The organism is Pseudomonas sp. Pme6b (assembly GCF_058129925.1).
In genome coordinates, this window is the sequence record NZ_CM176704.1 from 1,715,624 (window position 1) to 1,732,165 (window position 16,542).

Annotated in this window: 11 protein-coding genes and 2 pseudogenes; 3 read left to right on the plus strand and 10 right to left on the minus strand. The window is 59.4% G+C overall.

Annotated elements, in window-relative coordinates; translation table 11 throughout:
* Window positions 1–81 precede the first annotated feature (81 nt).
* Window positions 82–546: an outer membrane lipoprotein gene (locus tag AC4ANE_RS07795; RefSeq protein WP_002554810.1), complete on the plus strand. Its 465-nt coding sequence runs from the start codon at window positions 82–84 to the stop codon at window positions 544–546.
* Between the two features lie 185 nt (window positions 547–731).
* Here AC4ANE_RS07795 and AC4ANE_RS07800 read toward each other — a convergent pair whose 3' ends face one another.
* The 8 genes and pseudogenes from AC4ANE_RS07800 to AC4ANE_RS07835 form a co-directional block, all read right to left on the minus strand.
* Complete coding sequence (locus AC4ANE_RS07800; RefSeq protein WP_002554809.1) at window positions 732–2,345, minus strand: NAD(P)/FAD-dependent oxidoreductase; 1,614 nt, start codon at window positions 2,343–2,345, stop codon at window positions 732–734.
* 96 nt (window positions 2,346–2,441) lie between these two features.
* Window positions 2,442–3,122: a COG3650 family protein gene (locus AC4ANE_RS07805; RefSeq protein ID WP_002554808.1), complete on the minus strand. Its 681-nt coding sequence runs from the start codon at window positions 3,120–3,122 to the stop codon at window positions 2,442–2,444.
* A gap of 184 nt (window positions 3,123–3,306) precedes the next feature.
* The gene (locus tag AC4ANE_RS07810; RefSeq protein ID WP_002554807.1) at window positions 3,307–4,008 is read right to left on the minus strand and encodes an ABC transporter ATP-binding protein; all 702 of its coding nucleotides are present in this window, start codon (window positions 4,006–4,008) and stop codon (window positions 3,307–3,309) included.
* Complete coding sequence (livG, locus tag AC4ANE_RS07815) at window positions 4,009–4,776, minus strand: high-affinity branched-chain amino acid ABC transporter ATP-binding protein LivG (RefSeq protein WP_002554806.1); 768 nt, start codon at window positions 4,774–4,776, stop codon at window positions 4,009–4,011.
* Entirely contained in the window at window positions 4,773–6,038 is a 1,266-nt protein-coding gene (locus tag AC4ANE_RS07820; RefSeq protein WP_002554805.1) for a high-affinity branched-chain amino acid ABC transporter permease LivM, read from the minus strand. Before AC4ANE_RS07820 ends, livG begins: the two co-directional genes overlap by 4 nt.
* Entirely contained in the window at window positions 6,035–6,958 is a 924-nt protein-coding gene (livH, locus tag AC4ANE_RS07825) for a high-affinity branched-chain amino acid ABC transporter permease LivH (protein WP_002554804.1), read from the minus strand. The genes AC4ANE_RS07820 and livH overlap by 4 nt, the downstream gene beginning before the upstream one ends.
* Window positions 6,959–7,185: 227 nt before the next feature.
* Entirely contained in the window at window positions 7,186–8,310 is a 1,125-nt protein-coding gene (locus tag AC4ANE_RS07830) for a branched-chain amino acid ABC transporter substrate-binding protein (RefSeq protein ID WP_002554803.1), read from the minus strand.
* Between the two features lie 76 nt (window positions 8,311–8,386).
* Window positions 8,387–8,608, minus strand: a pseudogene (locus tag AC4ANE_RS07835) (hypothetical protein); the annotation flags it as partial.
* 29 nt (window positions 8,609–8,637) lie between these two features.
* On the opposite strand from AC4ANE_RS07835, the gene AC4ANE_RS07840 reads away from it, so the two are divergent.
* Window positions 8,638–8,943, plus strand: coding sequence for a DUF2288 domain-containing protein (locus AC4ANE_RS07840; RefSeq protein ID WP_002554802.1), 306 nt, complete (start codon window positions 8,638–8,640; stop codon window positions 8,941–8,943).
* Window positions 8,944–9,057: 114 nt separating this feature from the next.
* On the opposite strand, the gene AC4ANE_RS07845 is transcribed toward AC4ANE_RS07840, so the two are convergent.
* A complete protein-coding gene (locus AC4ANE_RS07845; protein WP_031595824.1) occupies window positions 9,058–11,349 on the minus strand; it encodes a putative bifunctional diguanylate cyclase/phosphodiesterase in 2,292 nt (763 codons plus the stop codon).
* Window positions 11,350–11,581: 232 nt separating this feature from the next.
* Here AC4ANE_RS07845 and AC4ANE_RS07850 point away from each other — a divergent pair.
* Window positions 11,582–12,956, plus strand: a pseudogene (locus tag AC4ANE_RS07850) (spinster family MFS transporter).
* Between the two features lie 595 nt (window positions 12,957–13,551).
* Here the strand turns inward: AC4ANE_RS07850 and rapA are convergent.
* Window positions 13,552–16,398, minus strand: coding sequence for an RNA polymerase-associated protein RapA (gene rapA / locus AC4ANE_RS07855; RefSeq protein ID WP_004667845.1), 2,847 nt, complete (start codon window positions 16,396–16,398; stop codon window positions 13,552–13,554).
* Between the last annotated feature and the right edge of the window lie 144 nt (window positions 16,399–16,542).

Here is a 16,542-nt window from a genome sequence, read left to right on the forward strand (position 1 = left end):
AACTTAAATTGCAGGATCGGGGCCGTGACAGCACCTTTGTCAGGTAGTCTAATGGCCACTGATTCCTCTGGAGATTCCCTTATGCGCAAGTCCGCTCTTCTGGTTGCTTCGTTCACTGCCATGGCATTGATGCTGGGCGGCTGTGCCTCAAACCTGACCGGTGATTCCTATTCCCGCGATGAGGCCAGGACCGTACAGACCGTCCGTATGGGCACTATCGAATCCTTGCGTCCGGTTAAAATCGAAGGCACCAAGACTCCGATTGGCGGGGCTGCGGGTGCGGTCGTCGGCGGCGTAGGTGGCAGCGCTATCGGTGGCGGTCGCGGCAGCATCGTGGCTGCGGTAATCGGCGCGGTGGCCGGTGGTCTGCTGGGTTCAGCGACCGAAGAAGGCCTGACCCGTACGCAGGGTGTTGAAATCACCGTGCGTGAAGATGACGGCAGCATGCGTGCCTATGTGCAGCAGGTTCAGGAAAACGAGATTTTCCGTGTCGGCGAGCGCGTACGCATCATGAGTATCAACGGCACGAGCCGCGTCACTCACTGATTTGCAGCACCGCACAGCAAAACCCCGAGCCGCAATGCTCGGGGTTTTTTATTGCCAGGCGTGAATATCGTGCCAATGCTCACGAAGACGATGTATCGAACGCCCTATTTCTTGGGGGGGTCGCGGCCTCTTCGCGAGCAAGCTCGCTCCCACAAGACTTATGTATAACGATGGTCATTCTGAGGTCAGCCCTCAATCCCCAGCATGTCCCGCACCAATGCTTCGGCAACCCGAATGCCGTCTACGCCAGCCGAGAGAATCCCGCCCGCATAGCCAGCGCCTTCACCGGCCGGGTAAAGGCCTTTGGTGTTCAGGCTTTGCAGGGTCGGTCCGCGGGTAATGCGCAGCGGGGCCGAGGTACGGGTTTCGATGCCGGTCAGCACCGCATCGTGCAGCGAGAAGCCTTTGATCTGCTTGTCGAACGCAGGCAATGCTTCACGAATGGCTTCAATGGCAAAGGCGGGCAGGGCGTCGGCCAGGTCCACCAGTTTCACGCCCGGCTTGTATGAGGGCTCAACGCTGCCCAGTGCTGTCGAGGCCCTGCCAGCGATAAAGTCGCCGACCAACTGCGCCGGCGCTTCATAACTGCTGCCGCCGAGCAGATACGCATGAGACTCCAGGCGTTCCTGCAACTCGATACCGGCCAGCGGGCTGCCGGGGAAATCCTGTTCCGGAGAAATACCGACCACAATGCCCGAGTTGGCATTACGCTCGTTGCGCGAATACTGGCTCATGCCATTGGTGACCACGCGCCCCGGCTCTGAAGTGGCGGCTACGACAGTGCCACCAGGGCACATGCAGAAACTGTAGACCGAGCGACCGTTGCTGGCGTGGTGCACCAGTTTGTAGTCAGCTGCGCCCAGCTTCGGGTGCCCGGCGTATTTGCCCAGCCGCGCGCGGTCGATCAGCGACTGCGGGTGCTCGATACGGAAACCCACCGAAAACGGCTTGGCTTCCATGAACACGCCACGGCCATGCAGCATGCGGAAGGTGTCGCGGGCACTGTGGCCCAGCGCCAGAATGACGTGCCGGGATTCGATCTGCTCGCCACTGTCGAGCTGGACGCCCAGCAATTGGCCGTCCTCGATCATCAGGTCGGTCACGCGCTGCTGAAAGCGCACTTCGCCGCCCAGCGCTTCTATCTGATGGCGCATGTTCTCGACCACGCCGGTCAGGCGGAACGTGCCGATATGCGGCTTGCTGACGTAGAGGATTTCTTCCGGCGCACCGGCTTTCACGAACTCGTGCAGCACCTTGCGGCCAATAAACTTCGGGTCCTTGATCTGGCTGTAAAGCTTGCCGTCAGAAAAGGTCCCGGCACCGCCTTCACCGAACTGCACGTTGGACTCGGGGTTGAGCACGTTTTTGCGCCACAGCGCCCAGGTATCCTTGGTGCGCTGGCGCACCTCGGTACCACGCTCAAGGATGATCGGCTTGAAGCCCATCTGCGCCAGCAGCAGCCCGGCAAAGATACCGCATGGGCCGAAACCCACGACGATCGGGCGCTCTGTAAGCCCCTCGGGAGCGTGACCGACCACTTTATAGCTGACATCAGGTGCAGGGCCGACGTGGCGGTCATCGCCCAGTTTGCGCAGCAGTGCCTGTTCATCACTGACCTGAAAGTCGATGGTGTAGATAAAGCACAGCTCGGATGACTTTTTGCGCGCGTCGTAACTGCGTTTGAAGAGGGTAAAGTCCAGCAGTTCGCTGCTGTCGATGCCCAGGCGCTGCAAGAGTGCAACGCGCAGGTCTTCTTCCGGGTGATCGATCGGCAGCTTGAGTTCGGTGATTCGTAACATTAAGGGGTCCAGTTTTCGGGCCGCAGGTTCAGCCCGACAGCACTACAAGACCGGCGATTATAAGCGCTGAACCCCTTTGGCGGCGAGCCTGCCTGATCACTCGTCGCGCGAACCGCCATAATAACCGCAGCCACGCTGGGCCTGGCCGTTGATACGCAGTTCGGCCGTCAGGTGTTGTACCGAGCCATTGACGCTGTCAACGCAGCGTTGTGGCGCCACCCAGATCTCGATGCGCTGGTTGTTGGCTTCGCTGCTGACGCTGAAGCTGCCGTCGGGCAGTTTCTCTTCCACGTAAGGCAAGGCAAGCGGTGCAAGACCTTCGCGCTCCAGCACCATGCCCTTGCCACTGACGTTGACGTTCCAGGCGGGTTTATTGCCATTGACGTGCAAGGTCAGACGTTTGAAATTGGCGTCTTCACAGGCCTGGCCGGGACGCTCGACGCGGTACAGCTGATGCAGGTCCAGCTGACCATCGCTGTTGGCCGCTTTGCTCGCAGCAAAGTTACCGCGCAGATCGGCGAATACCGTGCCCTTGCTGTCTGCCAGTGAAGCAGCTTCCTGCAAGATGCCGGTATTGCCGCGATCCTTGACCACATAGCGCCGCTGCTCGTTGCACGGTTTGAACAGCAACTGGCCATTGCTGCCCGTCAGGTCGCCCTGCATACGGAGCATGCCTGCAGTGGAAACCTTGGGTTCCTCGGTCTGTTTGCCGAGCAGTTGGCACCCGGCGAACAGTGGCAGAAGGGCAAATACGAGGACGGAACGGGCAGCAAACATGGTGTGGTCTCCAGACAAGTGTCGCCACGTTACTCAGACTGGAGGTGCATCACAAGGGGGAACGGCCAGACCTGCGCCGCAGTGTGACGCGGGGAGCATCACGAAAGGCATTACCACGCAGAGCGTGGTAATGAGAATCATCGTGGCCCATCCTGGTTCTGAACGTTAATGCGCTTCGCAGCGCTTACCCGCCCAGATACGCATCTCGCACTTTCGGATCGACCAGCAGTTCTTCACCGGTGCCTTGCATCACCACACGACCGTTTTCCAGTACATAAGCGCGGTCGGCGACTTTCAGCGCCTGATTGGCGTTCTGTTCGACCAGAAACACCGTCACACCATCGCGACGCAACTGTTCAACGATCTCGAAAATCTGCTGGATGATGATCGGAGCCAAGCCCAGCGAAGGCTCGTCGAGCAACAGCAGCTTGGGCTTGCTCATCAACGCACGACCGATGGCCAGCATCTGCTGTTCGCCACCGGACATGGTGCCGCCGCGTTGATTGAAGCGTTCCTTGAGGCGCGGAAAGAGCTGCAGGACCTTGTCCATCTGCTCCTGATAATCAGCCTTTTCCGTGAAGAAACCGCCCATCGCCAGGTTCTCTTCAACGGTCAGACGCGCAAACACGCGACGGCCTTCCGGTACTACGGCGATACTCTTGCGCATGATGATCGACGACTCCAGGCCGACCAGCTCTTCGCCCATGTAGCGAATACTGCCGCTGTGCGCGCGTGGTGAGCCGCACAGGGTCATCAGCAGCGTGGACTTGCCTGCGCCGTTGGCGCCGATCAGGGTGACGATTTCGCCCTGACGCACTTCCACGTTGACGCTGTGCAGCGCCTGGATCTTGCCGTAGAAAGTGGAAACGTTTTCGAACTGCAGCATTTACGCTTCCCCCAGATAGGCTTTGATCACATCAGGATTGTCACGAATCTGTTCCGGCGTTCCGTCTGCCAGAGGCGTGCCCTGATTGATCACCACAATGTGGTCGGAAATGCTCATCACCAGTTTCATGTCGTGCTCGATCAACAGGACCGTAGCGTTGTGCTCGCTGCGCAACACGCCGATCAGGGCTTTCAGGTCGTCGGTTTCTCTGGGGTTCAGCCCGGCTGCCGGTTCGTCGAGCATCAGAATGCGCGGGCGCGTCATCATGCAGCGGGCGATTTCCAGACGGCGTTGCTGACCGTAGGCCAGTGTACCGGCAGGGCGGTTAGCGAATTCCTTGAGGTTGACGGCTTCCAGCCAGTGCTCGGCGTAATCCATGGCTTCGCGTTCGCTGCGACGGAACGCCGGGGTTTTGAACAAACCGGCCAGGAAGTTGGTATTCAAATGCCGATGCTGGGCAACCAGCAGGTTCTCTACAGCGGTCATTTCCTTGAACAGGCGCACGTTCTGGAACGTACGCACCACGCCCTTGCGAGCAATCTGGTGACCGGCCAGGCCTTGGATGGGCTCGCCGTCCAGCAGAATAGTGCCTGCGCTTGGCCGGTAGAAACCGGTCAGGCAATTGAAAACGGTGGTCTTGCCCGCGCCGTTGGGGCCGATCATCGACACGACCTGCCCTTGATTGACGGTCAGGGCAACGCCATTGACCGCCAACAGGCCGCCAAAACGCATGCTCAAGCCGGTGGCTTGCAGTAATGGGCGGCTCATTTCGGCAGCTCCGTTTTCAATTTCATTTCAGGCCGTTGCATGGGCAGGAAGCCTTGAGGACGCCAGATCATCATCAGCACCATCAGCGCGCCAAACATCAACATGCGGTAGTCGCTGAACTCGCGCATCAGCTCAGGCAGCAGAATCATCACGATGGCGGCCAGGATCACGCCAAGCTGCGAGCCCATACCACCGAGCACGACGATGGCGAGGATGATTGCCGATTCGATGAAGGTGAACGATTCCGGGGTGATCAGACCCTGACGTGCGGCAAAGAAGCTGCCTGCGAAACCGGCGAACGCAGCGCCAAGGGTGAACGCCGAGAGCTTGATCACGGTCGGATTCAGCCCCAGCGCACGACAGGCGATCTCGTCTTCACGCAGCGCCTCCCAGGCCCGGCCGATCGGCATGCGCAGCAGGCGGTTGATGACGAACAGTGCCGCCAGCGCCAGCAGCAGGGCGATCAGGTAAAGGAAGACGACCTTGTTGATCGAGTTGTAAGGCAGGCCGAAGAACTCGTGGAAGGTCTGCATGCCCTCGGCGGCCTTGCGCTCGAACGTCAGGCCGAAGAAGGTCGGCTTGTCGATGTTGCTGATGCCGTTCGGGCCACCGGTCAGCTCGGTGAGGTTGCGCAGGAAGATGCGGATGATCTCGCCGAACCCCAGCGTCACGATGGCCAGATAGTCACCGCGCAGGCGTAGCACCGGGAACCCCAGCAAGAACCCGAACAGCGCCGCCATCAGGCCCGCAATCGGCAGGCAGATCCAGAAGCCGAGCCCATAGTAGTGGGACAGCAAGGCGTAGCTGTAGGCACCGACTGCATAGAAACCGACATAGCCCAGGTCCAGCAGACCGGCCAGACCGACCACGATGTTCAGGCCCAGGCCGAGCATGACGTAGATCAGGATCAGCGTGGCGATGTCCACCGCACCGCGCGACCCGAAGAATGGCCAGATGAACGCGAGCACGATCAATGCGGCCAGGCCCCAGCGTTGGGTTTTCGGCTGAGTCAGGAAATCGCTGGTCTTCTGCGAGATCAACGGCTTTTCGGTACCGCGGCGCATGCTGCCGATCTGTTCTGCGAACAGTACGCGCAAGAACAGCATGACCGAACAGAAGGCAATGATGGTCAGGGTCAGCGGGCTGGCGTTCTGCACTTGAAGGGTGACGCCGGAAAAGGCCAGTTTCAGGCCGAACACCGGGTAGGCCACGGCCCAGACCAGTGCGGCGCTGAACAGCGCCTGTTTGAAAGACTTGCTCATACTTTCTCAACCTCCGGACGACCCAGGATGCCGGTCGGTCGGAACAGCAGCACCAGAACCAGCAGGCCGAAGGCCACGACGTCCTTGTACTGATCACCAAAAATGTCGGCACCGAAGGCTTCGGCGACGCCCAGTACCAGGCCACCGAGCACAGCGCCCGGGATCGAACCGATACCGCCCAGTACGGCAGCAGTGAAGGCTTTCAGGCCGACCAGAAAGCCGGCGCTCGGGTTGATCACGCCGTACTGCATGCTCAGCAGCATCGCCGCGACGGCAGCCAGTGCAGCACCGACCACGAAGGTCAGGGCAATGATGTTGTTGGTGTTGATCCCCAGCAGGTTGGCCATTTTCATGTCCTCGGCACAGGCGCGGCAGGCGCGGCCCATGCGTGAGCGGGAGATGAACAGGGTCAGGCCGGTCATCGCCAGCAGGGTGACGACAAAGACCACGATCTGCATGTAGGAGATCAGCACTTCCTGAGCGCCACCGGGCCCGAACGACAGGCTGCCGGGCAGCAGGTTGGGGATGGCGAAGTTGCCGGAGCCCTGAGAAAGCTGAACCGAGTTCTGCAGGAAGATCGACATGCCGATTGCAGAAATCAGTGGAATCAGACGGTTGCTGTTGCGCAACGGACGGTAGGCCACACGCTCGATGCTGTATCCGTAGGCACTGGTTACGACGATGGCTGCGGCGAAACCGGCAATCATCAGCAACGGCAGGCTGTGAATACCCAGCATCGCCAGACCGGCGAGCGCCATGAAAGCTACATAGGAACCGATCATGTACACCTCGCCATGGGCGAAGTTGATCATTCCGATGATGCCGTACACCATCGTGTAGCCGATGGCGATCAATGCATACGTACTGCCAATGGTCAGGCCATTGACCAGCTGCTGCATGTAGTGGAATAACTCGGGCATTTACCGCGCTCCTAAAAACCTGATCTGCATTTCTCTGACCTGCGCCGGGGTGGCATTCTGTCGATGCGTAGCCTGTCGCGCTGTCAGGGAACCGCTGTTGACGGTTTTAAGATTTTCAGGGGGCCTCGTGCATGCAGTTCGGGTCGCCGAAATGTGCGTACGGGCCTGGATTCGTAAAACAAAGCCCACTGCGCTGGCAGTGGGCTTTGAGGGTTAACGCAAGCAGCTTATTTGGCGGCTTCGGTCTTCGGTTTGCCGAAGTGCCACTCGTAAACCACGAACTGGAAGTTCTTCAGATCGCCTTTGTCGTCGTAGCTCAGCTCGCCCATCGGGGTCTTGAAGGTGCCAGCATGGATGGCAGCAGCCACCTTGGCGGTGTCTTCGGACTTGGCGGCGGCGATGCCATCAGCAATGACCTGAACGGCGGAGTAGGACGGGTAGACGAACGGGCCGCTCGGGTCTTCTTTCTTGGCCTTGAAGGCTTCGGTCAGAGCCTGGTTGGCCGGGTCCTGGTCGAAGGATTTTGGCAGGGTGACCAGCAGGCCTTCCGAAGCATCGCCGGCGATCTGCGAGATGGACTCGTTGCCCACGCCTTCAGGTCCCATGAACTTCGCGTTCAGGCCCTTTTCCTTGGACTGGCGCAGGATCTGACCCAGCTCCGGGTGGTAGCCGCCGTAGTAGACGAAGTCGACGTTGGCTTGCTTGAGCTTGGCGATCAGCGACGAGAAGTCCTTGTCACCTGCGTTGATACCTTCGAACAGAGCAACCTTGACGCCTTTTTTCTCCAGCGTCTGCTTGACTGCTGTCGCGATACCTTCGCCGTACTGCTGCTTGTCGTGAATCACAGCAACGATTTTCGGCTTGGCGACGTCGGCAATGTAGTTGCCTGCGGCCGGGCCCTGGGCGCTGTCGAGACCGATGGTGCGGAATACCAGTTTGTAGCCGCGTGCGGTGATTTCCGGGCTGGTGGCCGCCGGGGTCACCATGATGATACCTTCGTCTTCGTAAACGTCGGACGCTGGCTGGGCGGAGCTGGAGCACAGGTGACCGACCACGTATTTCACGCCATCGTTGACCACCTTGTTGGCGACCGCAACGGCCTGTTTCGGATCGCAGGCGTCATCGTATTCGACGGCTTCAAGCTTTTTGCCATCCACGCCGCCTTTGGCGTTGATCTGCTCGATGGCCATTTTGGCACCGTTGAACTGCATGGTGCCGTATTCGGCAACCGGGCCGGTCTTGGGGCCGGCGATGCCGATCTTGATGGTGTCAGCTGCGAACGAATGGCTGGCAACCCCCGCCATAACCAGTGCGGCAAACAGCCTTGAAAGCTTATTGGTACCCTTAGTCATGATGCTCCACTCTTGCGTTGTAGTTTTTATAATCCTGATGGCCAAGGCTCCAGGACCGGATTCGATCACCGGTTCTCCCACGCCGCCAACTGTACCGGAACAGTTTAGAGTGCCGCTCGTTGGCTTGGAAAGCCGGGCGTTTGGGGACAAACCGATGCGTGTCGCTTAATCGAAAGAAAGTTACAGAATCAAACCGCCTGAGGCCCTGAAATCGCTTCAGATCCATAAGGTTATCTGCACTTTCCCGCGATAAATCACCTGCTTCTGGGCTTGCCGATGGGAAAGTCGGCGCTATCATTGCGCCGATTTTCTTTCTGGTGAAAACCCATGACGCAAGAACCTAGCACCCTCTATGCCAAACTGCTTGGCGAAACCGCATCAATCACCTGGACTGAATTGCAACCATTCTTTGCCAAGGGTGCCCTGTTGTGGGTCGAGCTGCCCCTGGATTTGATCGAAGTTGCCGAGGCCGTGGCCGAAAATGATGCAGTGAGGGTGTCTGCATGGCTGGCTGAAGGACAGGTCGGAAAGGTCTCGGAAAGCAAGGCGCTTGAGCTGGTGGAGACCGATCCTTCGCTCTGGGCTGTAGTGGTGGCACCTTGGGTTCTGATTCAAAACAGAGCGCAGGATTGATTTGCGCACCATTTAGGTGTCTGACGATTTGCTGGAGTGAGTTGGAAGGTAACTGTCCCAGCGTCGACGTAGCGTAAAACCACACCTGCCCACCAGTGACTACAAAGCGTAGCGTCAGGTACGGACGGGCCTGTGACTGGCAAATTCGTCATTGTCGGTCAGGTCGGCAAACACATCGGCAGGTTCTGAAACGTCGATGTCCGGGCCGTGCATGTGCGGTGGTGGCAGGGCAGACCAACGGGTTGTCGGTTCGCGCTCGTTCATCTGTCTGGCAAGGGGCAGGATTCGCTCCAGTGGCTGAGGCTTGCTGAACAGATAGCCTTGTACGTAATCACTGCCGAATCGGCTGAGAAACTCAAGTTGAGCCGGGGTTTCCACGCCTTCCGTGACGACTTTCAGGTGCAGGGTATGAGCCATGACGAGAATCGCCTGGACGATTTCCATATCCTGTGGGGATTGGGGAATATCAATGATGAATGATCGATCGATCTTCAGCGTGTCCAGTGGCAGCCGCTTGAGATAGGCAAGTGATGAGTAGCCGGTGCCGAAGTCGTCAATCGACAGGGAGACCCCCAGGCTGCGAATGTGCTTGAGCATCAGAATGGTATTGCTGATATTGCCCATCAACGCATTTTCGGTCACCTCCAGTTCCAGTCGGCCAGGTGCAACGTCGGCGTCGGCCAGTGCCTGCTCGACCTCTTCGACCAGTTCGTCGCGGCCCAGCGTGAGTGCCGAGCAGTTGACCGTGATGATCAGCTGTTCCAGCCCTTCCTGACGCAGTGTGCGCAGGTCGTGACAGGCGCGGCGCAGCACCCAGTTATCCAGCTCGGCGATCAGACCGTTGGCCTCGGCAATGCCGATGAAGCGCCCGGGAGCCAGCAAACCGTGTTGCGGGTGATTCCAGCGCACCAGTGCCTCCAGCTTGGCAACGTGGCCAGTATGCATGTCGACGATAGGCTGATAGTAGACCTGCAGGCCGGTCTCTTCGCGCAGGGCATTGCGCAGTTCCTCCTCCAGATGCAGCTCCAGGCTGGCCCTGGTCTTGAGCGCGGGGCTGAAGAAATTGACCCTGTTGCGCCCGTTGTCCTTGGACTGGTAAAGCGCGAGGTCTGCGTGTTTGAGCAGTTCATCACAGGTTGAACCGTCACGCGGGAACACGGCGATACCGATACTGGTCGTCATGACCATGCGCCTTCCTGCCAGCGCGATGGTTTCCTTCATTTTTTGCATGACCCGATAGGCCAGGTGTCGTGCCTCCTCGTAGTCCGGAATGCTCAGCAGTATGCAGAATTCATCGCCCCCGAAACGGGAGACCACGTCTTGCACACGGGTGGCGCTGCGGATGCGTTCGGCAATCACCTTGAGCAGTTCGTCACCGGCGTCATGGCCCAGGCTGTCGTTGATGCGCTTGAAGTGGTCGATGTCCAGAAACATCACTACAAGCATGCCGTTGTTGTAGGTGTGCTCCTGCAGCTTTTCGGCAAATATCTGATTGAAGCCCCGGCGGTTGATCAGGTTGGTCAACGGGTCGTAATGGGCCACCTGCTGAAGCGAGACGCGGGCCTGATCCAGCTGGCTGAGCAGCGCGTTGACGCGTTGCAGGTCATGCTCCTTGCCTTGCAGTTTCTTGTCGGCCATTGCCGCGCTGATGCTGCCGGCGATGATAAGCAGGGTGATGGCGGCAATGGTAAGCCCAAGCTGCTGGCTGTTTTCGGTGCCGGGGATGTGCAGCGTGGCGCCTTCGGGCATGACCAGTCGCAATGCCCTCATGCCCATCAGGTGCATGGTCAGCAAACCCGCACCCAGCAGAAGACTCACCCCGTAGCGGAACATCTGATGAAACATGCCGTTGTACTGACGCAGATGCCGGGACAGTGTCAGCAGAGCAATGCTGGAAAGGACGGCAACCACGATCGACAGCGCGAACATCCGCGGTTCGTAGTACTGCGTGGCAGCGGAGCGCATCGCCGACATACCCAGATAGTGCATGACACTGATGCCGGTCCCCATGACCAGCGAACTGATCAGACAGCGCCTGAGCGTCAGCTCAGGGATGGTCAGGGCTCTCATGGCCACCAGTGCAGTGATCAGCACGATCAGCAGGGAAGCCAGCGTGACGGTCAGGTCGTAAGAGATTTTCAGTGGGGCCTGAAACGCCAGCATGCTGATGAAATGCATTGCCCACACGCCGCCCGCCAGGCATAACGCGCCCAGTGCTTTCCACAGGCGACGGCTCTTGATGGCGTCGACCTGAATGACACGGTCGGCAATATCCAGCGTGGCGAAGGATGCGGCGCAAGCCACACCGTAAGCCAGCGCTACCAGAAACAGGTTATGACTGCAGTCGATCAATAATTGCCCGTCCGCTGGGAGGCCAGCGAATACGTTCAAACCCAGCCACTCCATAGCGCGCCCTATTCTCACTACAAGAGCGCCAAGCCTCAGGACCTGGCGATTTGAGCTGAGTATAGAAGCTGTTTACAACCTGCCACCCCTGCGAGCGGCCATTTTGATATTGACTCAATAACGAATAGTTATAAAAGGCCATCATGTTCCGTGCGTAGTTACGAATGTTTACAGACAGATAGCGCTTCTGCTTCTAGATTGAAGTGACTGAGAGTCAAGGGATGGATGCCTTATGAACACGCTCCAGGCTGAAAACGCTACTCAGGCTGCCAATGCCTGGCGCGTGCTGTTCCTGCTTTTTCTGGCCAATCTGTTCAACTTCTTTGATCGCACCATCCCGGCGATTATCGTCGAGCCCATTCGTCTGGAATGGCATTTGAGTGACTTTCAACTGGGGTTGCTGGGGACCGCATTCACGCTGGTCTACGCTTTCGCCGGTCTGCCATTGGGGCGCATGGCCGATAACGGGTCGCGCAAGAAACTCATGGGCTGCGGGCTGGCGGTCTGGAGCGGGTTGACTGCGGTCAATGGCATGGTGGGCAGTTTCTGGACCTTCCTGCTGGTGCGAATGGGCGTCGGCATAGGTGAGGCCAGCTACGCGCCTGCTGCCAACTCACTGATCGGTGATCTGTTTCCAGCCCATCGGCGTGCGCGGGCCATGGGGCTTTTCATGCTGGGTCTGCCTTTGGGTCTACTACTGGCGTTCTTTACCATCGGCGCTATGGTCAAGGCGTTTGACAGCTGGCGCGCACCGTTCTTTATCGCTGCGGTTCCTGGTCTGTTGCTGGTCGTGTTCATCTTTTTCATCAAGGAGCCCAGGCGCGGCGCGGCTGAAAGCGTGCGGATGTCAGAGGCGAAGATTGAAAAGCCGATCCGCCGTGTGCTGTCGATTCCGACCTTTCGTTGGCTGGTGCTGGGCGGTCTGACCTTCAACTTTGCGACTTACGCCTGCAATTCATTCATGGTGCCGATGCTGCAGCGCTATTTTCTGCTGCCCTTGCAGGAAGCTGCAGTGGCGACCGGGGTTATTGTCGGCGTAACCGGGCTGATCGGTCTGACGCTTGGGGGCTGGATAGCCGACAAACTGCACCAGCGCTTTTCCAATGGACGGCTGTTGTTTGCGACCATCAGCATGTTGATCGCCGCACTGGCCACAGGCTATGCGCTGCATGCAGGGCAGATCGGGATCGGTGTGTTCGTGGGGGTATTCAGTCTGGCTGTTCGCTTACAACTTCTATACCTGCGTTTACACCGCTATTCAGGACGTAATCGAACCGCGCCTGCGGGCCACGGCCATGGCGCTGTTCTTTGCCGGGCTTTATTTGCTGGGTGGAGGGCTGGGGCCGGTGGTGGTCGGTTTGCTGTCTGATCACTTTGCCCATGCTGCGATGGGCGTTGCAGGTGTCGAGGTGATGAGCGAAAGCTTTAAAGCCATCGGTTTGCACGATGCCATGTACCTGATCCCGGCAGCGCTGTTTCTGACCTTGCTGTTCCTGTATCAGGCTTCGCGCTGTTTCAGCCGGGATGCCGAGCGGATGAAGGCGAGAATGGCGGCTGACGAGCCGGTGGAGGAGTTGGCGCAGGGAATTGTGGTGGCCAGGCAGTGATCGCGCAGATGCAAGATCGGACGTAGAGCGTCCAGAACGGCATGCGACGCAGAGCGTCGCACGATAGTTAAGGTCATCGTTCCGCACGCTCCAGCGTGGGAATGCCGTGCGTGACGCTCTACGTCACAAATCTGCGCCGCACTGCACACGCAAGATCGGACGCAGAGCGTCCAGAACGGCATGCGACGCAGAGCGTCGCACGATAGTTAAGGTCATCGTTCCGCACGCTCCAGCGTGGGAAGGCCGTGCGTGACGCTCTGCGTCACAAATCTGCGCCGCGCCGCACACTCAAGATCGGACGCGGAGCGTCCAGAAAGGCATGCGACGCGGAGCGTCGCACGATAGTTAAGGTCATCGTTCCGCACGCTCCAGCGTGGGAAGGCCGTGCGTGACGTTCTGCGTCACAAATCTGCGCCGCACTGCACACGCAAGATCGGACGCAGAGCGTCCAGAACGGCATGCGACGCAGAGCGTCGCACGATAGTTGGATTATCGTTCCGCACGCTCCCGCGTGGGAATGCCGTGCGTGACGCTCCGCGTCACAAATCTGCGCCGCGCCGCACACTCAAGACCGGACGCGGAGCGTATCAAGGCTTCAACCCGCAACCAGTACCCGGATCGCTTCCAGGCGCAGGGCTGCTTTTTCAAGCATGGCCAAGCCTTGTTCGCGCTGGCTGCGCAGGGCGACCAGTTCACTGTCGCGCACGGTCGGGTTGACCGCTTGCAATGCCGTCAGGCGAGCCAGTTCCTCTTCAGTGTCGGCTGCCAGACGACGCTGTGCTTCGGCCACACGTTCTGCGTGTCTTGGGGTGATTTTCTCTTCGCCTGCATTGATTCTCGGGGTCAACTGGTCACGTTGCGCCTGGATGAACTTGTTGGCGCTGGCACGAGGCACGCTTTCGAGCTGATCATTGAGGGTGTTGAACGACACACGGCTCGACAGATCGTTGCCATTGGCGTCGAGCAGGCAACGCAGCGCGGCAGGAGGCAGGTAGCGCCCCAGCTGCAACGAGCGAGGAGCAACCACTTCGCTGACGTAGATCAGTTCCAGCAGGACAGTGCCCGGCTTGAGCGCCTTGTTCTTGATCAGTGCCACGGCGGTGTTGCCCATCGAGCCGGACAGCACGAGGTCCATGCCGCCCTGAACCATCGGGTGCTCCCAGGTGATGAACTGCATGTCTTCGCGAGACAGCGCCTGATTGCGATCGTAGGTGATGGTCACGCCTTCGTCGTCGCCGAGCGGAAAGCTGGCGTCGAGCATTTTCTCGCTTGGCTTGAGGATCAGGGCGTTTTCCGAATGGTCTTCGCTGTCGATGCCAAAGGCGTCGAACAGGGTTTCCATGTAGATCGGCAGGCTGAACTGATCGTCCTGTTCCAGAATGGCTTCAACCAGCGCTTCGCCTTCGCCGGCGCCGCCGGAATTGAGTTCCAACAAGCGGTCGCGACCGGTGTGCAGTTCGCTTTCCAGGCGTTCGCGCTCGGTGCGCGCTTCGTCGATCAGACTTTGCCACTCGTCGTCGTCACCGCTTTCCAGCAGCGGCAGCAGGCGCGGGCCGAACTGATGCTGCAGGGCGTTGCCGGTCGGGCAGGTATTGAGGAACGCATTGAGCGCCTCGTGATACCACTGGAACAGGCGTGCCTGCGGGCTGGTTTCCAGGAAAGGTACGTGCAGCTCGATGGTGTGCTTCTGGCCGATCCGGTCCAGACGTCCGATACGCTGCTCCAGCAGGTCCGGGTGCGATGGCAGATCGAACAGCACCAGATGGTGAGAGAACTGGAAGTTGCGGCCTTCGCTGCCGATTTCCGAGCAGATCAAGACCTGAGCGCCGAATTCTTCGTCCGCAAAATAAGCAGCCGCGCGGTCGCGCTCAAGGATGTTCATACCCTCGTGGAAGACCGTGGCCGGAATGCCGGAACGTACGCGCAGCGCGTCTTCCAGGTCCATGGCGGTTTCGGCGTGGGCACAGATGACCAGCACCTTGACGCGCTTGAGCATTTTAAGCGTGTCGATCAGCCAGTCGACGCGTGGGTCGAAGCGCCACCAGCGCTCTTCTTCGCTGACTTCCGGCTGCGACTGGAAGCTGACTTCCGGGTATAGATCGGCGTGTTCGCCAACCGGCAACTCAAGGTATTCCACAGGGCAGGGCAGCGGGTATTGATGCAGCTTGCGCTCCGGGAAGCCCTGCACGGCGGCACGGGTGTTGCGGAACAGCACGCGGCCGGTGCCGTGACGGTCCAGCAGTTCGCGAATCAGGCGCGCCTTGGCTTCGTCGTCGCCGGTATTCACGGCCGCCAGAAGGGAATCGCCCTCGGCACCCAGGAAGCCGTGAATGGTTTCCTGCGCCTCGGCAGACAGCTTGCCCTTATCGAGCAACTCCTGAACGGCCTGAGCCACCGGACGGTAGTTCTCGCTTTCGGCGCGGAAGGCCTTGAGGTCGTGGAAACGGTTCGGGTCCAGCAGGCGCAGGCGGGCGAAGTGGCTGTCCTGACCCAGCTGTTCCGGGGTCGCGGTCAGCAGCAGTACGCCGGCAATGACTTCGGCCAGTTGTTCGACCAGCGAGTATTCGCGGCTGGCCTTGTCTTCGTGCCAGACCAGATGGTGGGCTTCGTCGACTACCATCAGGTCCCAGCCTGCCGCAAACAGGGCGTCCTGGGCTTTTTCGTCTTCGACCAGCCATTCCAGGGCAACCAGTGCAAGCTGGGTGTCTTCGAACGGGTTGCCTGCATCGCTTTCCATGAAGCGCTCGGCGTCGAACAGCGCGACCTGCAGGTTGAAGCGGCGACGCATTTCCACCAGCCACTGGTGCTGGAGGTTTTCCGGGACCAGAATCAGCACGCGGCTGGCGCGGCCCGACAGCAGTTGGCGATGGATCACCAGACCGGCTTCGATGGTTTTGCCCAGACCCACTTCGTCGGCCAGCAGAACGCGCGGCGCGATACGGTCCGCGACTTCGCGAGCGATGTGCAACTGGTGGGCGATAGGCTGTGCCCGCACGCCACCCAGGCCCCACAGCGAGGACTGCAATTGGCGGCTGGTGTGCTCCAGCGTGTTGTAGCGCAACGAAAACCAGGACAACTGGTCGATCTGGCCAGCGAACAGACGGTCGGTAGCCAGACGGAACTGGATGAAGTTCGACAGTTGGGTTTCCGGCAGTGTCACCACTTCGTTCTGCGCGTTCAGGCCGTGGTAGACCAGCAGGCCATCGACATCGTCGACTTCGCGAACGGTCATTTTCCAGTTTTCGAAGTGCGTGATCACGTCGCCAGGGGAGAAACGCACGCGGGTCAGCGGCGCATTACGCAGTGCGTACTGACGTGTTTCGCCAGTGGCCGGATAGAGCACGGTCAACAAGCGGCCGTCCTGTGCCAGAACGGTGCCCAAACCCAGCTCGGCTTCGCTGTCACTAATCCAGCGTTGCCCCGGTTGATACTGCTGCGCCATGCTGCCTGTCTCCCGCTTGAAAAAGCTGAGTATGTTAACGGAACACGCCCCGAAGGCCAAAGGCAGCGTGAAAAAACTCATGGTCAGCGCCGGAACCTATCGAATTTTTGGTTCCATGACACTTATTTCACTGAGAGGGGTCAA